Source organism: Anabaena sp. CA = ATCC 33047 (assembly GCF_963870205.1).
Taxonomy (GTDB): domain Bacteria; phylum Cyanobacteriota; class Cyanobacteriia; order Cyanobacteriales; family Nostocaceae; genus Trichormus.
In genome coordinates this window covers 268,879-289,951 of record NZ_CAWMSA010000056.1, presented here as the reverse complement: position 1 = coordinate 289,951, position 21,073 = coordinate 268,879, and the positions used below count along the sequence as shown (strand labels likewise).

The window sequence follows — 21,073 nt, the reverse complement described above, 5'->3', positions numbered from 1 at the left end:
TTCACAACAGTTGTACATTCCTATACATTTCGTTTGACATCAGCTATGCTGACACTTATTAATTTTGACCGAGTTAATTAGGTGTTTACTCAGCATTTACTGGAACAAACAAAACCCAACCGTCATGGCATCACCACAGTAATTTCTCTTGTTGTCGGTATCAATGCAATGATGGGCATCAGCAATTGTGCAATCGCTGGTATTATACCAGAAGATACGACTTTAGTCAACAAATCTGGTAGCATCTTTTTCATTGAAGGCGGCACACAGGTAGGGCATAATCTCTTTCACAGCTTTTCTGAGTTTTCCCTACCTTGGAAACATACAGCTTACTTTAACAATCAAGCCAATATTCAAAATATTTTCAGCCGCATCACAGGTAAACAAGCATCCTATATTGATGGTTTGCTACAAGCCAATCATCAAGCTAACTTATTCATCATTAACCCCAACGGGATCATTTTTGGCCCCAATGCTAGTCTACAGATTGGTGGTTCTTTTGTTGCTAGTACCGCCAACAGTATTAATTTTACTAATAATCAAAAGTTTAATGTTAAACCAGAAGACTCTACACCCCTACTCACTATTAATACTCCCATTGGGTTACAATTCGGTGCAAATCCCGGCCACATTCAAGTTCAAGGCGCATCTGTGCTGCAAGTAACAGCAGACCAAACATTAGCTTTGATTGGTGGCGATGTCTTGTTAGAAAATACAAACATTCAAACTATCCAAGCTGGGGGCAGAATAGAATTAGGGAGTGTTGCGTCTGAAGGTCAAGTTAGCTTTAATAGTGGCAAGTTTGGCTTTAGCTTTAACTTTGATGCTGTTTCCCAATTAGGCAACATTCAACTATCACCAGGAACTAACATTGATACTTTAGGTGATATCCAAATCACTGGTAAAAATCTGCTCATCGACAATGGACTTGTGAAAGCAGGAAATGATTTGATAATCAATACTACAAATAGTATTCAAATCTTCAACAGAACTGGTATTTTATCGGCGATTGCGCCTATTGATATTGGTAATACTACCATAAATACCAAAAATTTGTTAGTCCAAGACGGGTCTTATATTGGCGTAGAGATAGGCAATTTGACAATCAACGCATCAGAGACAATACAAGTAATCGCCGACCCTAATTTTCTCTCTGACAATGCTAGTCGGATATTTGCGACAGCTTCCGAAGACACAACCAAAGCAGCAGGTAATTTGACTATTAATACTCGGCACTTATCGGTGCGGGACGGCTCACAAATCATCACTAATTCTTCTAGCATTAGTGTTCCTAGTTCGCCGGCTTTATTGAGTCTTTTTAATGCTGTAGAAACAGTAAATAGAGGTAATTTAACTGTCAATGCCTCAGAATCGGTGACTTTATCTGGTAGCTCATTCCCAGAAACTTATCCTAGTGGTTTATTTACTACAACTTTTGAAGGTGAAGATAGTGGCAAGCTCACAATCAACACTAAATTTTTATCAATTACAGATGGCGCACAGATTTTTACTATGAATTATAGTGAAAATCAATCTGGTAATCTGCTTGTGAATGCCACTGAAAAAGTAGAAATTACTGGGACTTCTCCAACTGGTAAAATTGCCACTGATGCACAGAATAATGGACTAATAGATGAGCCTGTACCTGATATTATGTTAAAAGGTTTTCCGTTTGTTCCTGGCTTGCAAATCGAAAATACTCTACCTAGTGGTTTGTTTAGTAATGCTCCAGGCTTGGGAGATGCTGGGGATATTCATATTCATACCCGTGAATTAGTAGCAAGAGATGGCGGACAAATTAGTGCTAACACTTTTGATGAAGGGCGGGGTGGTAATTTAAAAGTTAATGCTACTCAACAGGTGCAACTTTTAGGGGCTTCGGCAAACGGGATTTCTAGCGGCTTATTTACGAGGGCAAATCCCCTAGCTACGGGAGAAGCCGGTACTTTAAATATTTTGACTGGTAATTTACTGGTGCAAGATGGCGCACAGGTTAGTGCTAGTACCTTTGGTGTGGGTAAGGGGGGAAATTTAAATGTACAAGCGACTGAGGGGATAAAACTTATCGGTGTTTCTCGTCAAAATGTCCCTAGTGGTTTGTTTACTCAAGCTAATCCTATCAGGATAAATGATATAGACATACCAAAAGTTGACGAGTCTATTACTAGAGGAGATGCAGGAGAAATAAATATTCATACCTCTAGTTTGTTAGTGCGGGATGGGGCGCAAGTCAGTGCTAGTACCTTTGGTAGCGGTAAGGGCGGCAATGTCATTGTCAAGGCGACTGGGGGTATTGAATTGATAGGAACTTCTGGCAATGAGGATTTATTTCCTAGTGGTTTGTTTGCTGCCGCCATTAATGCTACTGGGGATGCTGGTAATTTAGTAGTTAATAGCCCTAGTTTGCTGGTGCGGGATGGGGCGCAAGTTGGTGTTAGCACTAGCGGTGCAGGTAAGGGTGGTAATTTAACTCTGAATATTCCAGATAGAATGCAATTGATTGGTACTGCTGTTAATGGTGCATTTCCTAGCGGTTTGTTTGCGACAGCTGCCGCCAACTCTACAGGCAATGCAGGTAACTTGATCATAAACACGAATTTATTGCAAGTATGGCAAAAAGCAGGTATAGCGGTGCAGAGTAGAGGCGAAGGTGGTGCGGGTAACTTGCATATTCATGCTGGTTCTATTGATTTAAATAATCAAGCTTTTATTAGTGCGGATACTCGCGGTGTGAATGCTAAGTCTAACCTACCACAAGCTAATATTAATTTGCGTTCTCAAGACTTAATTTTGCTCCGGGGTAATAGTAGCATCACTACCAACGCTAGAGGTAGTAATGTGGTTGGCGGTAATATTACTATTGATACTCAGTTGTTAGCGGCTTTTGAGAATAGTGATATTAGTGCTAACTCGGCTGATTTTCGGGGTGGTAGTGTGAAAATTACGGCTGAAGGTATTACTGGTACGCAATTCCGTACAGGCTTGACTCCAGAAAGTGATATTACGGCGACTGGTGCAACTCCAGAGTTAAGCGGTACTGTGGAAATTACTACCCCAGAAGTAGATCCCAGTCGCGGCTTAATGGAACTACCATCAAATGTCAGTGATGTTTCAAATCGCATTGCTCAAAAATGTCGTACCAATGCTGCTGTAGCTAGACAGGCAAATGAATTTTTGATTACTGGTAAGGGTGGAATCCCAGCTAATCCTTACGACACACTAGAGAGTGAGTCAGCGATCGCTAGCTGGATTAATGTCAATCATATCAATAATGTCGCTAAAAATCAGGTCAATTACCCAAAAGTTAGCAGTTATTCACCTCATACTATTGTTGAAGCCAAAGCTTTAACATTGGATGCTCATGGTAATTTAATTCTTACGGCAGAAACACCCAATTCGACATCTCAAAATCCAGCATTAATACACCCCATTTGTGCTAGTTGATATATAGTCATATCTTGCACCATTCGGGTGGGCATTACTTGCAACTTGCTGTCAGCCTTAGTTTAAGTTGTTGGCAATGCCCACCTATTCTGATTGAGTCTTGTCAGGTGCGTTAGACTGTTTAAATGCTGTCTAAAAACCTATTTTTGATATCTGACGCACCCTACTAATATGTCAGTTACGTAAGTCCTGCTCATCTATGATGAGACTGCCATATAATATGAGAAATCAAATCAAACTAACCGTAATATTACAGAGTTAAATTTATTTTTTTGATAAACTCTAGGTATTTATCGCAAATATTTTGCTCACTACTTTATCTAGCGATTAAATTAATAGTTGACATTTAAATTGTTGATAAAAATCATAGATAAATATAGACAAAAACTGACAAAATCTCATAGATTGAGAGATAACCAAACCTTATACAAATTCCAGAGGTTATTTCATCATCAGACTTTTGTGTTATTAATCCCGGTCACTCCCAAAAAGATTACAGACAGAATTTCTGTTGTGGATAGACATAGTGAATTTGTATCAGGAGCTATTTGCAGACATCAAAATCTAGTTCTCTGAATTTAAGGCTATATCCAATATGAAAAACAGATTTTTTCATCTGTCGGCTTCCCTGTTCCTAACTACTGGAATTTTTGGTGCAGTGATGAATGCGCCTGCACAAGCAAAGCCAGCACAAAACCAAACGATTTCAGCTGCTATATGTAGTAACAGCGATATCTCGCTGGGGGGAGTAATTGCTACAGCTTGTGAAGGTGCATTTTCTGGGAACGACGCAGGTTTTTTGAGTGACTTGAATGGTGGCCTATTTAGCAGTAATGTTGGCGATGGTGTAACATGGTCGCTAGCTGGCAAAACAGATGAGTCAAATGCCTATGTTACATCAGATAACGGTTCTGCTACTGGTAGTTGGAGTCTGTTACAGCAATTAAGCAGTAACACCTTTGTAGTGAATTTGAAGACTAGCAACTCTTACAGTGCCTATTTATTCCAAAATTATGATTGGAGTCAAGGTTTATCAGGACTGTTCAATACTATAGGTGTTGCTGTCAACCAGAACGGAGAAGCTCAGGAGTTATCTCACGCTTCTTTATTCGTTGCTAATATTGCTGCTAACCAAGAATCTCAAGCAGTGCCAGAACCAGCTACTTTGCTGGGGCTGGGTTTAGTCGCCAGTGGTATGATGATTTCTCGCCGTCGTCAGTCAAGCTGCTGACAATACCACTCGAAAGCCACAAATTCTTAAGCCACCGTCTGACTCATTCCAGCTACGGCTAGCACTGCGACATAGTTCTGCGCCAAAGTTCCAAGAACCACCACGCAAGACTCGGCGATAAATATCACCGCCTTCTTCCCAAATACTTCCATCTGTGGGTGCGCCTTGATAATTGTTGTGCCAAGGATCAGCGCACCATTCCCAAATTAGCCCGTGCATATCATATAATCCAAAGGCGTTGGCTACTGGAAAACTGCCGACATCGGTGGTTTCTTTCCGGGTTCTGGTTTTTGCTTCTAGGCTGGAGTTATCGCCACTGCTAAAGTTGACTAATTCTGGGGTGATGGTTTCGCCAAAGTGAAAGGCTGTGGTTGTGCCTGCACGACAGGCGTATTCCCATTCTGCTTCGCTGGGTAAGCGATAATCTCGTCCGGTTTTGCAAGAGAGTCTGGCACAAAATTCTACGGCTTCGTGCCAAGAGACGTTTTCTACTGGTCGATGATAACCTTTAAATTTGGAGGGATAAGGATTTAAAGGTTGTTTGATTTTGGGTAAGGCTGCTACAGCCCGCCATTGTGCTTGTGTGATGGGATATTTTCCCATAAAAAAGGGTGCGATCGCTACTTGATGTTGGGGACGTTCGTCCGCATCGCCTTCTAAGTTAGGGGAACCCATCATAAATATACCACCGGGAATCGCTACCATTTCTAAGGTGATGTCTTTGTTGAGTTCTTCACTAAAGTATTCTGCCACAGTGCGATCGCGGTTAACTTCTCTGCCAGCAGTATCTACACTAACTACATCAAACTCAAAGGTTTGTAGCGGCGGTAGTGGTAGTTTAGTTTTTTGCAGTGTAACGGTTAATGGTTCTACTGGCGGTTGATTGACTACCACAATTTGTGTTTGTGCCGTTGGTGTAATTGTCTGTTCTAAATCATGGAGAACTGCGGCGGCTGATTGGTATCTTTCGCTGGGTAAATGTTTAGTTAATTTATCTAAAATTTTGCCTAAATTATCACTAATAATCATACCTTTATTTTGTAAATAATCTTGCCATAACCACTGGGCATTCATCGGATCATACAACCCATCATCAATCTGTCCATAAACATTTGGTTGTGGTAAACATTGGGTTAAAAGTCTGATACAAGTTACACCCAAAGCATATAAATCACTGGCGGGGCAAGCAAATCCTGCCATTTGTTCGGTTGGCGCGTAACCAAGGGTATAAATTACTGTGGCTTGTCTAGCTAGGCTAGTTTGAGTAACTTGTTTGGCTCCACCAAAATCAATCAAAACCAGCTTACCATCAGTTTCACGTCGAATGATATTGTCTGGTTTAATATCGCGGTGGATAACATTACAAGTGTGAACAAAGTCTAGAACTGGTAACAAATCAGCTAGAACTTGGCGCACTTGCATTTCTGTAAAGGGCTGTTTTTGTACTTCTTGTAAGAGAGTTTGCCCTGGAATAAATTCCTGTACCAAGTATAAGCTTGAACCTTGTTCAAAGTAAGCTAATAATCGGGGGATTTGGTTGTGATTTTCTCCGAGTTCATATAACCTAAATGCTTCTTCTTTGAAAATTTCTGCGGCTTTGCTACGTTGCCCAGTTCCTTGGATTTGGGGAAAGAACTGTTTAATAACGCAAGGGGCGTTTAGCCTGTCTGCGTCTTCGGCTGCATAAGTTTTGCTAAATCCACCTTCACCTAATAACCCCAAAACACGATAGCGGTTTCGCAACAGTTTGCCGAAGTTGCTATGTCCGCAACTAATACAAAATTTATTGCTTTCAGGGTTGAATGGATTTGAGCAATTGGGATTTTGGCAGATTTGCATAATGAGGAGATAATAGCATCTTGTCCAAAGTTAGCCCCAATAGGATTGCTTTGAAAACATATATCTAGACAAACAATTATTAAAATATTTCATCTGTATAGCTAACTATATGAAAAATACAGATGAAGGTATTTTATCAATTTAATGCTGGCTGCTGATGCAATTTAAACGTTAGTTTCAGCAACCGCACTAATTTTTATTACAAAATAATAATATAGTTAAAAATTGCCTTTGTCAACCCGTGGCGTAATCCCAGATTAATTACCCCAAAAATGAAGCGGTGGCTGGGAAAAATAAGTATTTAGCCAGGGATAAGATCGGGAAAATTCAGGTTGGTGAATTCTAAAGGATTAATTAATTTTTTCGTTCACCAAAGGCGCGAATTAATTCAGCTATAAACGCTACAAAAGCAGATACTAGCATGAGTAAAACACTCAGAGCATTAATATCAGGTTTCACACCTGTTCTAATGCGACTAAAAATTTCCATTGGTAGGGTGTTGTAACCGCTTCCGGCGGTAAAGCTAGCAATGAGAAAGTCATCTAAGCTGAGTACAAATGCCAGTAAACAACCTGCTAGAATTCCCGGCATTAACTGAGGTAATAATACTTGAATAAAAGCTTGTACTGGAGTCGCGCCTAAATCTAGGGCGGCTTCTTCTAAGTGGGGATTTAAATTAGTCATGCGTGAAGATACTACCAATCCAATATAAGCTAGACAAAAGACGACATGGGCGGCGACAATTGTCCATAAACTTAAGGGGATGGCAAAGGCTGCGAGAAACACCAGGGTAGCGACTGCGATCGCAATATCAGGAATAATTAATGGTAGGTAAGAAATCCCACGATATAGTTTTTTCCCGAAAAACTGATAACGCGCCAAACCTACCGCCATCAAAGTGCCGAAGACGGCGGCGACACTCACCGCACTCAAGGCGACGATTAAACTATTTTTCAAGGCTGAGAGGATGCGCTCGTCACTGAGCAATTTGGTATACCAATCTAAAGTAAACCCTTGCCAAGTTGCACTGTAGGGTGATTGGTTGAAACTATAAAACCCTAGTACCATAATCGGCAGGTACATAAACACAAACATGATGACTGAGAAAACCGCTTGCCATTTGACAAGCGGTTTTTTGGGAGATGGAGAGATATTCACGTTTTTATTATTTATAGTATGCCGATAAAAAATATATTCTAGGAAACAGCAAACGTCAACCCCCTGGGGGAAATGCTCTCATAGCCTAGGGTAAGGGTTACGCCTACAAAATGCCCAATTAGGCTTGAGATAATTACCACATCATTGATATCACGCAGAGGCGCAAAGACGCTGAGGTTTAATACAGCCGTAAACAAGCTTTAATTGCTATTTGAATGTACATAAACTATGAAGACTTACACAAGTCTCATGAATAAAGTCTCTTGTCGGGGATGTCAAAACCGAGAATTTGGTAAAAATCAACATATTTTTGACATTTAACGCCATCTAATAATCTGCTTTAATTACTATTTGGATGTAAATAAACTCTAAATTATCAGGCAAAAATCTTTTCTGAGGAATAGGGTGAAATCCCTACTAGGATAGACCATTAAACAAGAATTGTTAGCATAAAATTTGGGTGTATTTAACTTTAAAATTGGTGTTAAAAGCTAGTTTCTAGTGCTAAATAAATAACCGACAAGCACTCTTGAAACCATAAACAAACACACCTAATTCAAGCTGAGTTTAGAGGAGGTTTGTGATGCGAATTGCTCAAGTAGCCCCATTATGGGAGAGAGTACCACCGCCAGCTTATGGCGGTATAGAGTTAGTGGTGGGGTTACTAACCGATGAGTTAGTTCGACGTGGACATGAGGTAACACTGTTTGCGTCGGGAGACTCTCTCAGTTTAGCGAAGTTAGTATCAGTTCATCCCCGCGCCTTAAGGCTTGATTCTAGCGTTAAAGAATGTAGTATTTACGAAATGCTACAACTAGCTACAGTATATGAACGTGCCGACGAGTTTGATATCATCCACTCACACATGGGCTGTGCGTCATTACCTTATGCAAAATTGGTGACAAATGCGACAGTTCACACCCTACACGGAATTTTTACCTCTGATAACGAAAAAATGTTTCAGTATGCTAAAAATCAGCCGTTTGTGAGTATTTCTGATGCACAAAGAGAACAAAGATTAGAGTTGAATTATCTGGCAACAGTTTACAATGGCATTGATGTGAGTAGCTATAAGTTTTATCCTCAGCCTGATGAACCGCCATATTTAGTATTTTTAGGTCGGATATCTCCAGAAAAAGGCACACATTTAGCCATAGAAATCGCGAAAAAAGCGGGTTGGCGGTTAAAAATAGCCGGTAAAGTAGATGTTGTTGATGTGGAATATTACGAAAAAGAAATTAAACCTTTAATTGATGGTAAGCAAATAGAGTATTTAGGGGAAGCAAATCATACTCAGAAAAATGCACTCATGGGTGGTGCAGTGGCAACTTTGTTTCCGATTACTTGGCGCGAACCATTCGGTTTAGTGATGGTGGAGTCAATGGCATCAGGTACACCAGTGATTGCGATGAAATTGGGTTCAACTACAGAAGTGATTGCCGACGGTAAAACCGGTTTCTTATGCAATAACATTGAAGAATGCGTGAGTGCGATCGCTAAAGTTGCAGAGTTAAACCGTTATACCTGCCGGGAGTATGTGCAGAACCGTTTTAGTCTGCAAGCAATGACTGATGGTTATGAAGCAGTGTATCAGCAAATTCTACAAGAGAAATTTGCTTATAATGGACATCTCCGCAGTACAGTAAGTTACGCGATATAGCTGATATCTTGCACCATTCTCAATAAACCTAGGGCGATGCACAGTACACAACGTAAAAATCAGGGTTTGAGCGAATTTTTAGGAGTGCATCGCCATCCTGTAATCGCAATAATGACTCCTTCAGTGCCGACTGTAGCGTGCGATTACCCAGAGAGTATAACGCTCTAATCCCACCAAAATTACAGTTATTCCCACAGCCAAAGCAAATAAAAGTAGGTTATTAATATTACCAGCTTTTAAGGCAAAACTCAGGGAGGTGGAAACGGCTGGGGGGTGCATTGCGTCTAATGTAATCATGAGAGCGATCGCAATTACCATAGCCAGTCCCCCAGAAAGATAGCCATTACCCAGCAACAAATAAATGATAAATCCAATAGTTGCAGCCATCATTTGCGCGATCACCAGGGTACGGACTGTGTTTGTACCGTGATAAGGATCAAGATAAATCAAAAATGCGCTGGAAGCCAGAGAAGCAAATAATAATCGTTGCTGACTCAGTGCTTCTATCAATGATAGAACTATCAACACAATTACAGTTGGTGCTGCAACTAGCGCGATTTCTCCTTTAATATCTAATCTGCGTCTAATTCGCCGATTTGCACCCTGTATAGGTTGTAAACTGGAGCGTTGTTTACTCATAACTGGGGACTGGGGAAGCAGGGGAAGCAGGGGAGAACAACTAATGACTAATGACTAATAACTAATGACTAATAACTAATAACTAATGACTCTTGACTCTTGACTCTTGATTTTTTGAGAATAAAGATAATCACAATATAATGCCCACATCACACCGAATAAACCAGTGAAAGAACCTGCGATTACAGCTGTAACACCCCATCCTAATGGCCCTGTCCAATTATTAATTTCCTTTAATATTGCTGTAGTTGCTTTACCTGCTACATAAGCTGTTCCTGTCACACCCACTGTAACTAAACCCAGTTGTGTCAACATTTTTACAATTCCCTGACTAGATACATCATCTTGAAAATAAGTTTTCCAAATACTTACATACATTAAAATATCAGAAGCTGTTAGAATTACCTGTTTGGGAATTTCTGCCCCTGGTGTGGGTACAGCTGAAGCAGCCCCGCTACCAACGGCATAAGTAGCAATTGCGAAAATCGCGTCTAATCTCTTTTTGTTTATATTACTCACAGAATTTTCTCCCATCAGACTGCGCTGTTACGTATCCAATTAGAATATAGCAGCCTTCTGGAATTTCGCTACTGGGTAAATTCGGTAATTATTCACTCTAAACCAGGATTTTTGACCTTATGCTCTCTATTTAGAGCCTACAAGCTTGATTTACTGGACTGAATTATCAAGCTGCACTTATATTCATCCCAAACAAAGCTAAGATTAATTGAATATTTTATTAGCAATCAAACTAAAATCATCCTATTAAAAAAGTCCGCCGAAGCGGACAATCTATAAGGGCCAATAGCTACCTTAGTAAGCAATAGTTATGTCAGATAGCTTTTTTATTTTTCCAGAATTAATTAATTAAATCAAGCTAAGGCAATTAAATTTTCGGACATAATACCTAATACTTTTTATTGATGGTTGTGTGCTTGATTATTAACTGTAGAAACCTGATATCTCATGTATTCACCATTTAGTCAAAAATAAATAAAGTCCGCATGGGCGGACTACGGACATTGGATAAGGTTAGGTTATTACCAAGATGGCCTACTATATTGCTAGAGGCTGACTTTATTGTTGTGGAATCTTTCAAAGAAATCAAGTACATGAGATTCTCTTTTTAGACATAAGTCAATTAGATATGTCTGAAAACTAATGTTTAAAATATACTTTTAATTTAAGTAAATTCTCTGTTAAAAACACGATTTTTAGCCGACTGACAGCTATTTTGTTTAATGAATGTAGTTATTTAAATAACTATTAATGAAGATATAATTCCAGAAATTATGTCTATATGGTTTTAATTATTCAACCATTATTTAGATAAAAATAAAATGGTGGTTCACGAGGATAACCCTGGAAAGTTTAATTTCTGGGGTTTTATTTATCCCCAAAACTCAAATTACTTAATGAAACCTGGAATAACATCATACTTCAATCTGGTGGTAGATTTTTTAATAATTCCAGTGCTTCATCACACCAAGAAATCCATTCTTGTTCATAGCGCATACCTGCTTTTAAAACTAAATTTCTGAGTTTTTCTTCCTTATTTAAGACTTTCGAGGGGGGACATTTTTCTTTCTCGATTTCTCTATATGTCGATAATTTGGCTAGATGTATTCTCCGGTAACGTTCTACGTCTTCTATCAGCACACTAACTGGTACTAAACCGCCAGAAAAAATTTTCACTAATATGTCTTCTCGAATTACGTCAGGTTCACTAGGTTTGTGCATCCACTCGATTAGATGCTGTTTTCCCTGTTCTGTAATTGAGTAAATCTTTTTGTCTAGACGACCTTCACGGGGAATAATCTCGGAAACTATCAAACCCGCAGACTCTAGTTTACCTAGTTCTCTATAAATCTGCTGCTGGGAAGCTTGCCAAAAATAACCCACGCTTTCACTAAACACCTTAGACAGATCATACCCACTGTGGGGAGCATCAATTAAACAGGTCAAAATTGCTTGCGATAAACCCATAACCAACTACTTGACAGATATTTTCTACAGTGTACACTAGAGTTTGTATACAACAAGTTGAATAAAACAACTTTATAAACTAAAGTTGTGTACAGTAAATTTAGCTGCCAATAGGCGGTAACTTTATGCAAAATCTTCATTCAGACGGGGTGAGAAATTTTCAGCATCCCAATAGATATCTGATGGTGGGTGCTGTGGTGTTAGCTGTAGCCAGTGGTGCAAGTTCGTTATATTTTTTATCTAGTGTGCGAAATTCGGCTGAAAAAACTACTCCCGTGGTGATGGATAATCGTCCTGTCATCCAAGCTGTGACAGCTTTAGGACGGATAGAACCCCAAGGAGAAGTTATACAGGTATCGGTGTCACAGAGTGCTGGTAGTAACCGGGTAGGAGAACTTTTAGTAAAACAGGGCGATCGCGTCAACAAAGGACAAATCATTGCTATCCTAGATAATCGCGATACTCGGCTAGCGGCTTTAAATAGAGCCAAACAACAGGTTAAAGTTGCTCAATCCCAATTAGCACAGGTAAAAGCCGGGGCTAAAGACGGAGAAATTGCCGCCCAACAAGCGATCATATCGGAATTAGAAGCGGAACTACGTCAACAAGTAGCGGCGAGGGTGGCGACAGTCAAACGCTTAGAAGCCGAAGTGAGAAATGCTGAACTGGAATATCAGCGTTATCAATATCTGCAAGAAACCGGGGCTGTTTCTGCATCCATGCGAGATAGTAAAAAATTGATATTAGAAACAGCGCAAGAGAGTTTAAGAGAAGCCATTGCTAACCGCTATCAAACATCAGAAACTTTAAGAGAAAGACTCAGACAAGCAAAAGCGACTTTAGAAAAGATTGCAGAGGTACGTCCTACCGATGTGCAAGCCGCACAAGCAGAAGTAGAAAACGCTAAAGCCGCCGTCCAAGAAGCCGAAGCAAACTTAGATTTAGCTGATGTGAAAGCACCGAAAGCTGGTCAAATTTTAAAAATTCATACTTGGGGTGGGGAAGTAGTCAGCGATAAAGGAATTGTAGAAATTGGGCAGACTCAGCAAATGTATGTAGTTGCAGAGGTGTATGAACTTGATATCAATCGCGTCAAAATTGGTCAAAGTGCAACTATCACCCAAATGAATTTACCGGGAGAACTCACCGGACAAGTTGAGCAAATTGGCTTATTAATTGGTAAAAAAGACGTACTTAACACAGACCCGGCTGCTGATATTGATTCGAGAGTAGTAGAAGTAAAAATCCGCCTAAATCCAGAATCAAGCCAGCGAGTAGCGGGGTTAACTAATTCTAAGGTGAAAGTAGCGATTAGTGGGGAGAAATCAATTCAAAATTCAAAATTCAAAATTCAAAATTAAAGAATCCTGGGGAAATGGTGATGAGGGAGAATGACTAATGACTAATGACTAATAACTAATAACTAATAACTATGTTTAAACGCAAAATTCCTGTTGCATGGTTGCAATTGTCGCGGGAAAAAGCCCGGATGTTGGTAGCGATCGCTGGTATTGCCTTTGCAGATGTGCTAATGTTTTTGCAATTGGGTATCCGTGAGGCTTTGTTTGATAGCGCGGTACAACTACATAATAGTCTCGAAGGTGAGATTGTCTTAGTGAGTTCTCGCTATAAAGCTTTAATTTCTCTTGATCCATTTTCGCAACGCAGATTATATCAGGCTTTAGGTTTTACAGGTGTAAAATCAGTTCATCCGATATATTTAGATTTTATTCCCTGGAAAAATCCTGATAATCAAGAAACTTGGAACATTTATGCTATTGGGTTTAATCCAGAGGAAAAAGTAGTTAACTTACCGGGTGTAGCGGAGAATTTAACATACCTCAGAGAACCAGATACAGTTTTGTTTGACCGTGGTTCTCGTAAAGAATTTGGGAAGATTGTTGATGAGTTTACCGCTAACAATCAAGTCACTACCGAATTAAACAACCGAAAAATTAATGTTGTGGGTTTATTTCGGTTAGGAACATCCTTCGGAATCAATGGTAATGTCATTACCAGCGATGTAAATTTTTTGCGATTATTTGGTAATAATAGAAGACAGCAAGGTTTAATCGATTTTGGAGTGATCAAATTAGAACCTGGCGCAGATGTCAATTGGGTAATTGCTAATTTAAAAGCCAATTTACCTAATGATGTGAAAGTTCTCTCTAAACAACAGTTGGTGACTCAAGAAAAAAACTTTTGGAATACTAGCACACCTGTAGGATTTACGTTTACTTTGGGTGCAGTGATTGGTTTTATGGTTGGTGCGGTGATTGTTTATCAAATTTTGTATAGTGATGTTTCTGACCACTTACCAGAATATGCCACACTCAAAGCTATGGGCTTTAAAAATCGCTATTTACTCATCATTGTGTTTCAAGAGGCTTTGATTTTAGCTGCCATTGGTTTTATTCCTGGTATTGCGATTTCTCAAGCTCTTTATATGATAACCCGACAAGCAACATTGCTACCTATCATGATGACTATGGATAGGGCAATTTTCATATTTATGCTGACGACTTTGATGTGTTCAATTTCCGCAACTATCGCCATGCGTAAGTTACAGGCGGCTGACCCGGCGGATATTTTTTAGGGATAAACTTATGCTAGAAACACCTGCGATCGCTATTTCCCAACTCAATCATTATTATGGCGAAGGTTCGCTAAAAAAGCAAATCCTTTTTGATATTAATCTAGATATCCAACCAGGGGAAATTATCATCATGACTGGCCCTTCTGGTTCAGGAAAGACGACGTTACTCACACTCATTGGTAGTTTACGGTCTGTACAATCAGGTAGCCTAAAAATATTAGGTAAAGAACTCTGTGGTGCTAGTAAAAATCAGATGGTGGAAGTGAGACGAAATATTGGTTATATATTTCAAGCGCATAATTTATTAAGTTTTCTTACAGCCAAGCAAAATGTGCAGATGCCGTTTGAGATGAATGATAATATTTCTACTAGAGAAGCGCAAGCCAAAGCAGTGGAAATGTTAACCACAGTAGGGTTAGGAGAAAGATTGAATTATTATCCTGATGACCTCTCAGGTGGACAAAAACAAAGAGTAGCGATCGCTCGTGCTTTAGTGCATCATCCTAAATTAGTCTTAGCCGATGAACCCACAGCAGCTTTAGATAGTAAATCGGGCAGAGATGTAGTAAACTTAATGCAGAAATTAGCCAAAGAACAAGGCTGTACAATTTTGCTAGTCACTCACGATCACCGCATTTTAGATATTGCCGATAGAATTGTAAAAATGGAAGACGGATGTTTAGTGAGTCAGTAATCAGCAAAATCAAATGTAGGGAATTTGTATGCAATTAATCAGCAAAATCAAATGTAGAGACGTTGCATGCAACGTCTCTACATATTCCCCGATTTCCTGGTATTCTTGGAATGAAGTAATATTTAATACGTTAAATCTAGGGTGATGATTGTATAGAGTAGGGAAGACGCGAAAAAGCTAAAATAGAAACCTACAGAAAAATCGTCAAAATGGTGATATGACCACAGCCACAGCCGTAAAAACTGAGTATGAAGCGATTATTGGTCTAGAAACCCACTGTCAACTCAGTACCAATACCAAAATTTTCTCGAATAGCTCTACAGCGTTTGGTGCTGACCCTAATACTAACATTGACCCAGTATGTATGGGTTTGCCTGGGGTTTTACCTGTACTCAACCAAAAAGTTTTAGAATATGCTGTTAAAGCTGGTTTGGCTCTGAATTGCCAAATCGCTAAATATAGCAAATTTGACCGTAAACAGTATTTTTATCCAGATTTACCGAAAAATTACCAAATTTCTCAATATGACCTGCCAATTGCTGAACATGGTTGGTTAGAAGTTGAGTTGGTAGACGCAGATGGCAATCCTACCCGCAAACGCATCGGGATTACACGTCTGCACATGGAAGAAGACGCGGGTAAACTTGTCCACGCCGGAAGCGATCGCCTGGCTGGTTCTACCTATTCTCTGGTAGACTACAATCGCGCCGGTGTGCCATTAGTAGAAATCGTTTCTGAACCTGATATTCGTTCAGGACAAGAAGCAGCAGAATACGCTCAAGAACTCCGCCGGATTTTGCGCTATCTCGGTGTGAGTGATGGCAATATGCAAGAAGGTTCTCTACGTTGTGATGTTAACATCTCCGTGCGTCCCATAGGACAAAAAGAATTCGGCACGAAGGTAGAAATTAAAAATATGAACTCCTTCAACGCCATTCAACGGGCGATAGAATATGAAATTGAACGCCAAATAGCTGCTATTGAAGCGGGTGAACGCATCATCCAAGAGACGCGACTCTGGGAAGAAGGCGCACAACGGACAATTAGTATGCGGACTAAAGAAGGTTCTAGTGATTATCGCTATTTCCCAGAACCAGATTTAGCACCGATTGAAGTTTCAGACACACAACTGAATGAATGGCGTAGTCAACTACCAGAACTACCCGCACAAAAACGCCATCGTTACGAAAGCGAACTAGGACTTTCGGCTTATGATACGCGAGTCTTGACAGAAGAGGTGTCTGTAGCGGAATATTTTGAAGCTGCGATCGCAGCTGGTGCTAGTCCCAAAGCAGCAGCTAACTGGATTACTCAAGATATCGCTGCTTACCTCAACAAGCAAAAACTCAGCATTACTGAAATTGGTTTAACTCCTGCTAACCTGGCTGATGTGATTACCCGCATCGAAAGCGGTAAAATCAGTAATGCCCAAGCTAAACAAAAGTTACCAGAGTTATTGACCGGGTTATCACCAGAAAAAGCCTTTGCAGGTCAAGAACTCATCAGTGACTCCAGTGTGCTGGAACCCATCGTTGAGGAAGTCATCGCCGCTAACCCCAAAGAACTAGAAAAATATCGCAACGGTAACACCAACCTCAAAGGTTTCTTTGTCGGTCAAGTGCTGAAAAAGACCAACAAACGTGCAGACCCCAAACTCACCAACGAATTGGTCGAAAAGAAACTGAATGGTTAATTTCAGTTAACAACACTTGACCTGAAGCACCCTACTAGGGTGGCAAGGCTAAAGTAGTGCAAAAATCTAGTTCTTGTGGTGTAAGCTCTCTAGCCTGCACCGGACGGGCTAGAGAGCTTAATCCCACAAGAGAGTTTTAATGCAACATTTAAGGCTTGCCACGCCACTACAAAACTTTGGGGGTTTAGCATCGCTAAACCCCCACATTCCACGCCCAGCTATTTTTGAGAGCGACTCGGTATCAAGGCGAAATGTAAAATGTCAAGGTGTTGATTCTCGGTTCAGTATCCTAAGTGAAAAATCTGAAAAATATTTATACAAATATATAAATAAAGGGTGTCACACCTCATAGCAAAAATGCTATACTGTGCTAAGTAGATGCACCCTGATGATCTGGAGAGCTGCCCAAGTGGCTCTCCTTTTTTGCATACAAGGGAGCAGAGGGGGATGAGGGGGATGAGGGGGATGAGGAAGAAATTCTTTCTCAGTCAACAATCTTTTGAATTTTGAATTTTGAATTTTGAATTTTGAGAGGAATTGGTATAATCGCGAGTCAAGCTGCTAATTAGTGTAAAGGGAAGAAACATGGCAGACTGGCAGGAAATTAGTGGAGGGGTGACTGCTCCCAAAGGGTATCAGGCGGCTGGTATTACCGCAGGGTTGAAACCTTCGGGATTACCCGATTTAGCTTTGATAGTATCAGATGTAGAGGCGATCGCAGCTGGTGTATTTACCACCAGTCAAGTGAGAGCCGCCTGTGTAGACTATTGTCGTCAACGCTTGCAAGCCAAACACGCAGCTCGTGCTATTCTCTGCAATGCTGGACAAGCCAACGCCGCTACAGGTAGCCAAGGCGTACAAGATGCCCAAGAAAGTGCTGAGTTATTAGCCAAAGAGTTAAAGATTTCTGCCGATGCAATTCTGTTGGCATCTACTGGGGTAATTGGTCAACGGATTAAAATGGATGCACTGCGGAGTGGTATTCCCACCTTGGTAGGCGCGCTTTCTCCCACAGGTTCAGATACAGCAGCCGGGGCAATTATCACCACTGACTTAGTAACGAAATCTATAGCCCTAGAAACTACTATAGGCGATCGCCCAGTCCGCATAGGTGGCATTGCCAAAGGTTCGGGGATGATTCATCCCAACATGGCAACCATGCTAGCATTTGTGACTTGTGATGCAGCTGTCACACCTCATCTATGGCAAGAAATGTTAACTAGAGCCGCAGATAGAAGCTTTAATTCGATCACAGTGGATGGTGATACAAGTACCAATGATAGCTTGATCGCCCTAGCCAATGGTGAATCTCGCACCCCGGCAATTACCGAGATGGGTGCAGAAGCCGAAAAATTAGAGGCCATGTTAACAGCAGTATGCCAGCATTTAGCCAAAGCGATCGCTCGTGATGGTGAAGGTGCAACCTGTCTGATAGAAGTGCAAGTCACAGGCGCGCCTGACGAACTCGCCGCCCGACAAATCGCTAAAACCATTGCTGGCTCATCCTTAGTTAAATCTGCAATCTTTGGTAGAGATCCCAACTGGGGACGTATCGCCGCCGCCGCCGGCCGTGCAGGTATACTGTTTGAACAAGACAACCTACAGATTAAACTAGGGGATTTCCTCCTGTTAGACAACGGTCAACCCCAACCTTTTGATCGCGCCGCCGCTAGTGCATATTTGAAACAAGCCGCCGGTGGTGCTTATCTCAAAGAGGATACAGTCTTAATTGCCGTTAACGTCGGTAATGGTCATGGTAGTGGTAAAGCTTGGGGTTGTGACTTAAGTTATGACTACGTGAAGATTAACGCTGAGTATACTACTTAGTGGTGACTGGGGATTGGGACTGTTTAAGAATGTTTAAAAAGCCTCACAGGTTACTAGAAACCTCTCCCCTACAAATTTAGAGGCGTTGCATGCAACGTCTCTACAGTGTTCCCATCCTTCCCATATTCCGGGCGGGCAGGATACCCACCGCACAAGATCGATAATTTATCTTAGGTTGCTCAATGCCTTGTGAAAATTAGTATATTTAATTACCTAAAGAGTTTTAGTTAAATATAATCAGTGTGATTAAATGTCTCTTGCCACAAAAAAAGCGATTAGTAAATAAAATGCCAATCGCTTTATGAGTATTATTATACCAATTCACCTATTTGATTGTACATTGATCATCTGTAATACCTGATTAGTAAGAGGTGTGTCAGATTCCCTGGTAACAAACATTAGGCGAAGCGGTATCACTCCTTGCACTAATTAAGTATATCTTTTTTGAGATAAAAAAAACCTATTGAGTAAGTGACAGTTTATTAACTTCCACGTGATCGCCACAAATCACTATTAATTGTGACCAACCAAACGCAGTGCTATAGTGAACAATGTATTTATTTAGTATAAAAATTGATGTTGAATTACTGAAGATAACCCCAAAAGGTTTGACAGCCACATAATGATTAATAAATGTTGGCAATGAGTACCATGACAGACATTGAACGCTATTTGTTTGACTTACAAGGATTCTTGATTATTGAGAATGCCTTAAGCAGCGAGCATATTCAAGCTTTGCAAGCAGTTTTAGAGCAACAAATTGCTCTCCAAAATCAGCCAGAAGTATCATGTTTGCGCTTCGATGGTTTGCTACCTTGGGGTGAACCTTTCCAAGCATTGATTGATAATCCCCGAATTACTCCTTATTTAAAACAGTTATTAGGAGAGGAGTTTCGTTTAGACCATGATTATGTGCATATTATCCGTCAAGGTCTTGGCCCTATCGGTTCGCAATTACATGGCGGTGGCACACCTTTTGATCCTTGCCAGTATTATTTATTTAACAAAATCGGCGTAAGTCCCCACCTATAAGAATTTTAGGTGGGGATATAAGTCGGACGACGACGATAGCATCTTTGAGCAATTTTTCCGTAGGAAAGACTGTCAAAGATGTATGAGAAGTCGTCAAATCTACGGTAGAATACAGATGGTTGACAACCCACCCGACCGTATTGAACAGACAGGCTAACTTCAAAGTAGGTGTACGAACCTTGCCGCAGATAAATCGGTAGATCGGGGAATCTGAAAACCTAGCTGGTTGACCATTGTCGTAAATCCAAGGCGAGTAAGACGAAAAGCAATCAAACTGTCCCAGGAAGTGGGATGGCGGCGCGGGTTCTTCCTTGAGAAGATAAAGGTAGCAATACCAGAAACGCTGTGTAAGACCAATCTGTACTTGTACAAGGAGGCAATGGCGAATGAGACGCGAAGCCGCAACTATAGCGTCAGCTTAGTTGGGGTACTTCACAAATGGTAATATGTATAATGGCTTAACTGCTGTCGCCTACGAGTTGAATGATGTACATCCTGGTGAGGGTGGATTTGCTTGTATTCCTGGTAGTCACAAGAGTAATTTGCCTTTACCAGAGGAATGGCGTAATTTAGAATTTGCTTGTGGTTGTGTTCAGGCTGTGACCGTGAAAGCAGGTAGCGCGATTATATTTACGGAAGCCTTAACTCATGGTACTTTGCCTTGGCGGGGAGTGAGCGATCGCCGCACTTTATTTTACAAATATTCCCCGCATCCATCAGCATGGGCGAGGAACGCATATCATCTTGATGATTACCCCAACCTCACCCCATCCCAACGGCAAATCCTCAAAAAACCGGGAGTTTACCCTTAATAGTGCAATTCTTTAGCTATGTAGGACGATGGACAGAGATACGTTTATCAGGGTCTTGTTTTCTTACCCAAGCCAAGAATTTCTGCATTTGCGGTTGTTGTTTGAGCTTGTCTAGGGTGTTGAATTCTTTAGCGAGTTGCTTGTTATCAAATAAAGCATGAATTTGGCGATGACAAGCCGAACAAATATCAACCGTTGGGCCTGGGTCTTGTTTTTTGCGTTTAGTGTTTTGGCGTGGAACTAAGTGATGGACTGTTAAATCTGCCATCTCTCTTTCACACAGTTCACATTGCATAGTTAGTTATTTGATATCTTATACCATTCTTAATCATCGTAGGGTGGGCAATTTCCACAACGTAAATCTAAAGTTTTGAGTGAATTTTTCGTATTGCCCACCTTACTTTCATGATAATTGGGAAAATTACCCCACATTTCTTGACGTGCGTCAGCCTTTCTTATAAC

The 21,073-nt window shown here is 40.7% G+C and carries 16 protein-coding genes; 10 read left to right on the top strand and 6 right to left on the bottom strand.

All coding sequences use genetic code 11. From position 1 onward, the window contains the following. Positions 1-81: 81 nt before the first annotated feature. Both AACS98_RS17830 and AACS98_RS17825 read left to right on the top strand, forming a co-directional pair. Positions 82-3,444, top strand: coding sequence for a two-partner secretion domain-containing protein (locus AACS98_RS17830; protein ID WP_066382252.1), 3,363 nt, complete (start codon positions 82-84; stop codon positions 3,442-3,444). A gap of 595 nt (positions 3,445-4,039) precedes the next feature. Further along, positions 4,040-4,675 carry a PEP-CTERM sorting domain-containing protein gene (locus AACS98_RS17825; RefSeq protein WP_066382250.1) on the top strand — a complete coding sequence of 212 codons (636 nt, stop codon included), beginning with the start codon at positions 4,040-4,042 and terminating at the stop codon, positions 4,673-4,675. Here AACS98_RS17825 and AACS98_RS17820 read toward each other — a convergent pair. Continuing rightward, the gene (locus AACS98_RS17820; RefSeq protein WP_066382249.1) at positions 4,664-6,514 is read right to left on the bottom strand and encodes a bifunctional serine/threonine-protein kinase/formylglycine-generating enzyme family protein; all 1,851 of its coding nucleotides are present in this window, start codon (positions 6,512-6,514) and stop codon (positions 4,664-4,666) included. The two genes, AACS98_RS17825 and AACS98_RS17820, sit on opposite strands and share 12 nt — an antisense overlap. A 354-nt stretch (positions 6,515-6,868) precedes the next feature. Next, complete coding sequence (locus AACS98_RS17815; RefSeq protein WP_082803704.1) at positions 6,869-7,672, bottom strand: ABC transporter permease; 804 nt, start codon at positions 7,670-7,672, stop codon at positions 6,869-6,871. A 583-nt stretch (positions 7,673-8,255) separates the two neighbouring features. Between AACS98_RS17815 and AACS98_RS17810 the strand changes: the two genes are divergently transcribed. Further along, on the top strand, positions 8,256-9,332 hold the full coding sequence (locus tag AACS98_RS17810; protein ID WP_066382247.1) for a glycosyltransferase family 4 protein: 1,077 nt from the start codon (positions 8,256-8,258) through the stop codon (positions 9,330-9,332). 120 nt (positions 9,333-9,452) lie between these two features. Here AACS98_RS17810 and AACS98_RS17805 read toward each other — a convergent pair whose 3' ends face one another. From AACS98_RS17805 to AACS98_RS17795, 3 genes are all read right to left on the bottom strand, one after another. Then, entirely contained in the window at positions 9,453-9,971 is a 519-nt protein-coding gene (locus tag AACS98_RS17805) for an HPP family protein (RefSeq protein ID WP_066382246.1), read from the bottom strand. Between the two features lie 75 nt (positions 9,972-10,046). Further along, positions 10,047-10,490, bottom strand: coding sequence for a hypothetical protein (locus AACS98_RS17800; protein WP_197480117.1), 444 nt, complete (start codon positions 10,488-10,490; stop codon positions 10,047-10,049). Between the two features lie 921 nt (positions 10,491-11,411). Next, on the bottom strand, positions 11,412-11,957 hold the full coding sequence (locus tag AACS98_RS17795) for a PadR family transcriptional regulator (protein WP_066382244.1): 546 nt from the start codon (positions 11,955-11,957) through the stop codon (positions 11,412-11,414). A gap of 125 nt (positions 11,958-12,082) precedes the next feature. Here AACS98_RS17795 and AACS98_RS17790 point away from each other — a divergent pair, with 125 nt between their 5' ends. From AACS98_RS17790 to AACS98_RS17760, 7 genes are all read left to right on the top strand, one after another. Continuing rightward, positions 12,083-13,318 (top strand): ABC exporter membrane fusion protein, encoded by a 1,236-nt coding sequence (locus AACS98_RS17790; protein ID WP_066382241.1) that lies wholly within the window; start codon positions 12,083-12,085, stop codon positions 13,316-13,318. Positions 13,319-13,389: 71 nt separating this feature from the next. Then, positions 13,390-14,553: an ABC transporter permease DevC gene (devC, locus tag AACS98_RS17785; protein ID WP_066382239.1), complete on the top strand. Its 1,164-nt coding sequence runs from the start codon at positions 13,390-13,392 to the stop codon at positions 14,551-14,553. A 10-nt stretch (positions 14,554-14,563) separates the two neighbouring features. After that, on the top strand, positions 14,564-15,247 hold the full coding sequence (locus AACS98_RS17780) for a DevA family ABC transporter ATP-binding protein (protein WP_066382237.1): 684 nt from the start codon (positions 14,564-14,566) through the stop codon (positions 15,245-15,247). A 217-nt stretch (positions 15,248-15,464) separates the two neighbouring features. Then, the gene (gene gatB / locus AACS98_RS17775; protein ID WP_066382235.1) at positions 15,465-16,940 is read left to right on the top strand and encodes an Asp-tRNA(Asn)/Glu-tRNA(Gln) amidotransferase subunit GatB; all 1,476 of its coding nucleotides are present in this window, start codon (positions 15,465-15,467) and stop codon (positions 16,938-16,940) included. Between the two features lie 585 nt (positions 16,941-17,525). Next, entirely contained in the window at positions 17,526-18,767 is a 1,242-nt protein-coding gene (gene argJ / locus AACS98_RS17770; protein WP_066382233.1) for a bifunctional ornithine acetyltransferase/N-acetylglutamate synthase, read from the top strand. 651 nt (positions 18,768-19,418) lie between these two features. Next, positions 19,419-19,799 (top strand): hypothetical protein, encoded by a 381-nt coding sequence (locus AACS98_RS17765; protein ID WP_232317172.1) that lies wholly within the window; start codon positions 19,419-19,421, stop codon positions 19,797-19,799. A gap of 446 nt (positions 19,800-20,245) precedes the next feature. Further along, positions 20,246-20,611: a phytanoyl-CoA dioxygenase family protein gene (locus tag AACS98_RS17760; protein WP_232317171.1), complete on the top strand. Its 366-nt coding sequence runs from the start codon at positions 20,246-20,248 to the stop codon at positions 20,609-20,611. A 16-nt stretch (positions 20,612-20,627) separates the two neighbouring features. Here the strand turns inward: AACS98_RS17760 and AACS98_RS17755 are convergent, their stop codons facing one another. Continuing rightward, complete coding sequence (locus tag AACS98_RS17755; protein ID WP_066382229.1) at positions 20,628-20,906, bottom strand: HNH endonuclease; 279 nt, start codon at positions 20,904-20,906, stop codon at positions 20,628-20,630. Positions 20,907-21,073 lie beyond the last annotated feature (167 nt).

Excerpts from the sequence above, each read along its gene's own strand:
- argJ (WP_066382233.1), top strand. The coding sequence starts at position 17,526 with ATGGCAGACTGGCAGGAAATTAGTGGAGGGGTGACTGCTCCCAAAGGG.
- AACS98_RS17825 (WP_066382250.1), top strand. The coding sequence starts at position 4,040 with ATGAAAAACAGATTTTTTCATCTGTCGGCTTCCCTGTTCCTAACTACT.
- AACS98_RS17780 (WP_066382237.1), top strand. The coding sequence starts at position 14,564 with ATGCTAGAAACACCTGCGATCGCTATTTCCCAACTCAATCATTATTAT.
- devC (WP_066382239.1), top strand. The coding sequence starts at position 13,390 with ATGTTTAAACGCAAAATTCCTGTTGCATGGTTGCAATTGTCGCGGGAA.
- AACS98_RS17810 (WP_066382247.1), top strand. The coding sequence starts at position 8,256 with ATGCGAATTGCTCAAGTAGCCCCATTATGGGAGAGAGTACCACCGCCA.
- AACS98_RS17760 (WP_232317171.1), top strand. The coding sequence starts at position 20,246 with ATGTATAATGGCTTAACTGCTGTCGCCTACGAGTTGAATGATGTACAT.
- AACS98_RS17805 (WP_066382246.1), bottom strand. The coding sequence starts at position 9,971 with ATGAGTAAACAACGCTCCAGTTTACAACCTATACAGGGTGCAAATCGG.
- AACS98_RS17790 (WP_066382241.1), top strand. The coding sequence starts at position 12,083 with ATGCAAAATCTTCATTCAGACGGGGTGAGAAATTTTCAGCATCCCAAT.
- AACS98_RS17765 (WP_232317172.1), top strand. The coding sequence starts at position 19,419 with ATGACAGACATTGAACGCTATTTGTTTGACTTACAAGGATTCTTGATT.
- AACS98_RS17755 (WP_066382229.1), bottom strand. The coding sequence starts at position 20,906 with ATGCAATGTGAACTGTGTGAAAGAGAGATGGCAGATTTAACAGTCCAT.
- gatB (WP_066382235.1), top strand. The coding sequence starts at position 15,465 with ATGACCACAGCCACAGCCGTAAAAACTGAGTATGAAGCGATTATTGGT.
- AACS98_RS17795 (WP_066382244.1), bottom strand. The coding sequence starts at position 11,957 with ATGGGTTTATCGCAAGCAATTTTGACCTGTTTAATTGATGCTCCCCAC.
- AACS98_RS17820 (WP_066382249.1), bottom strand. The coding sequence starts at position 6,514 with ATGCAAATCTGCCAAAATCCCAATTGCTCAAATCCATTCAACCCTGAA.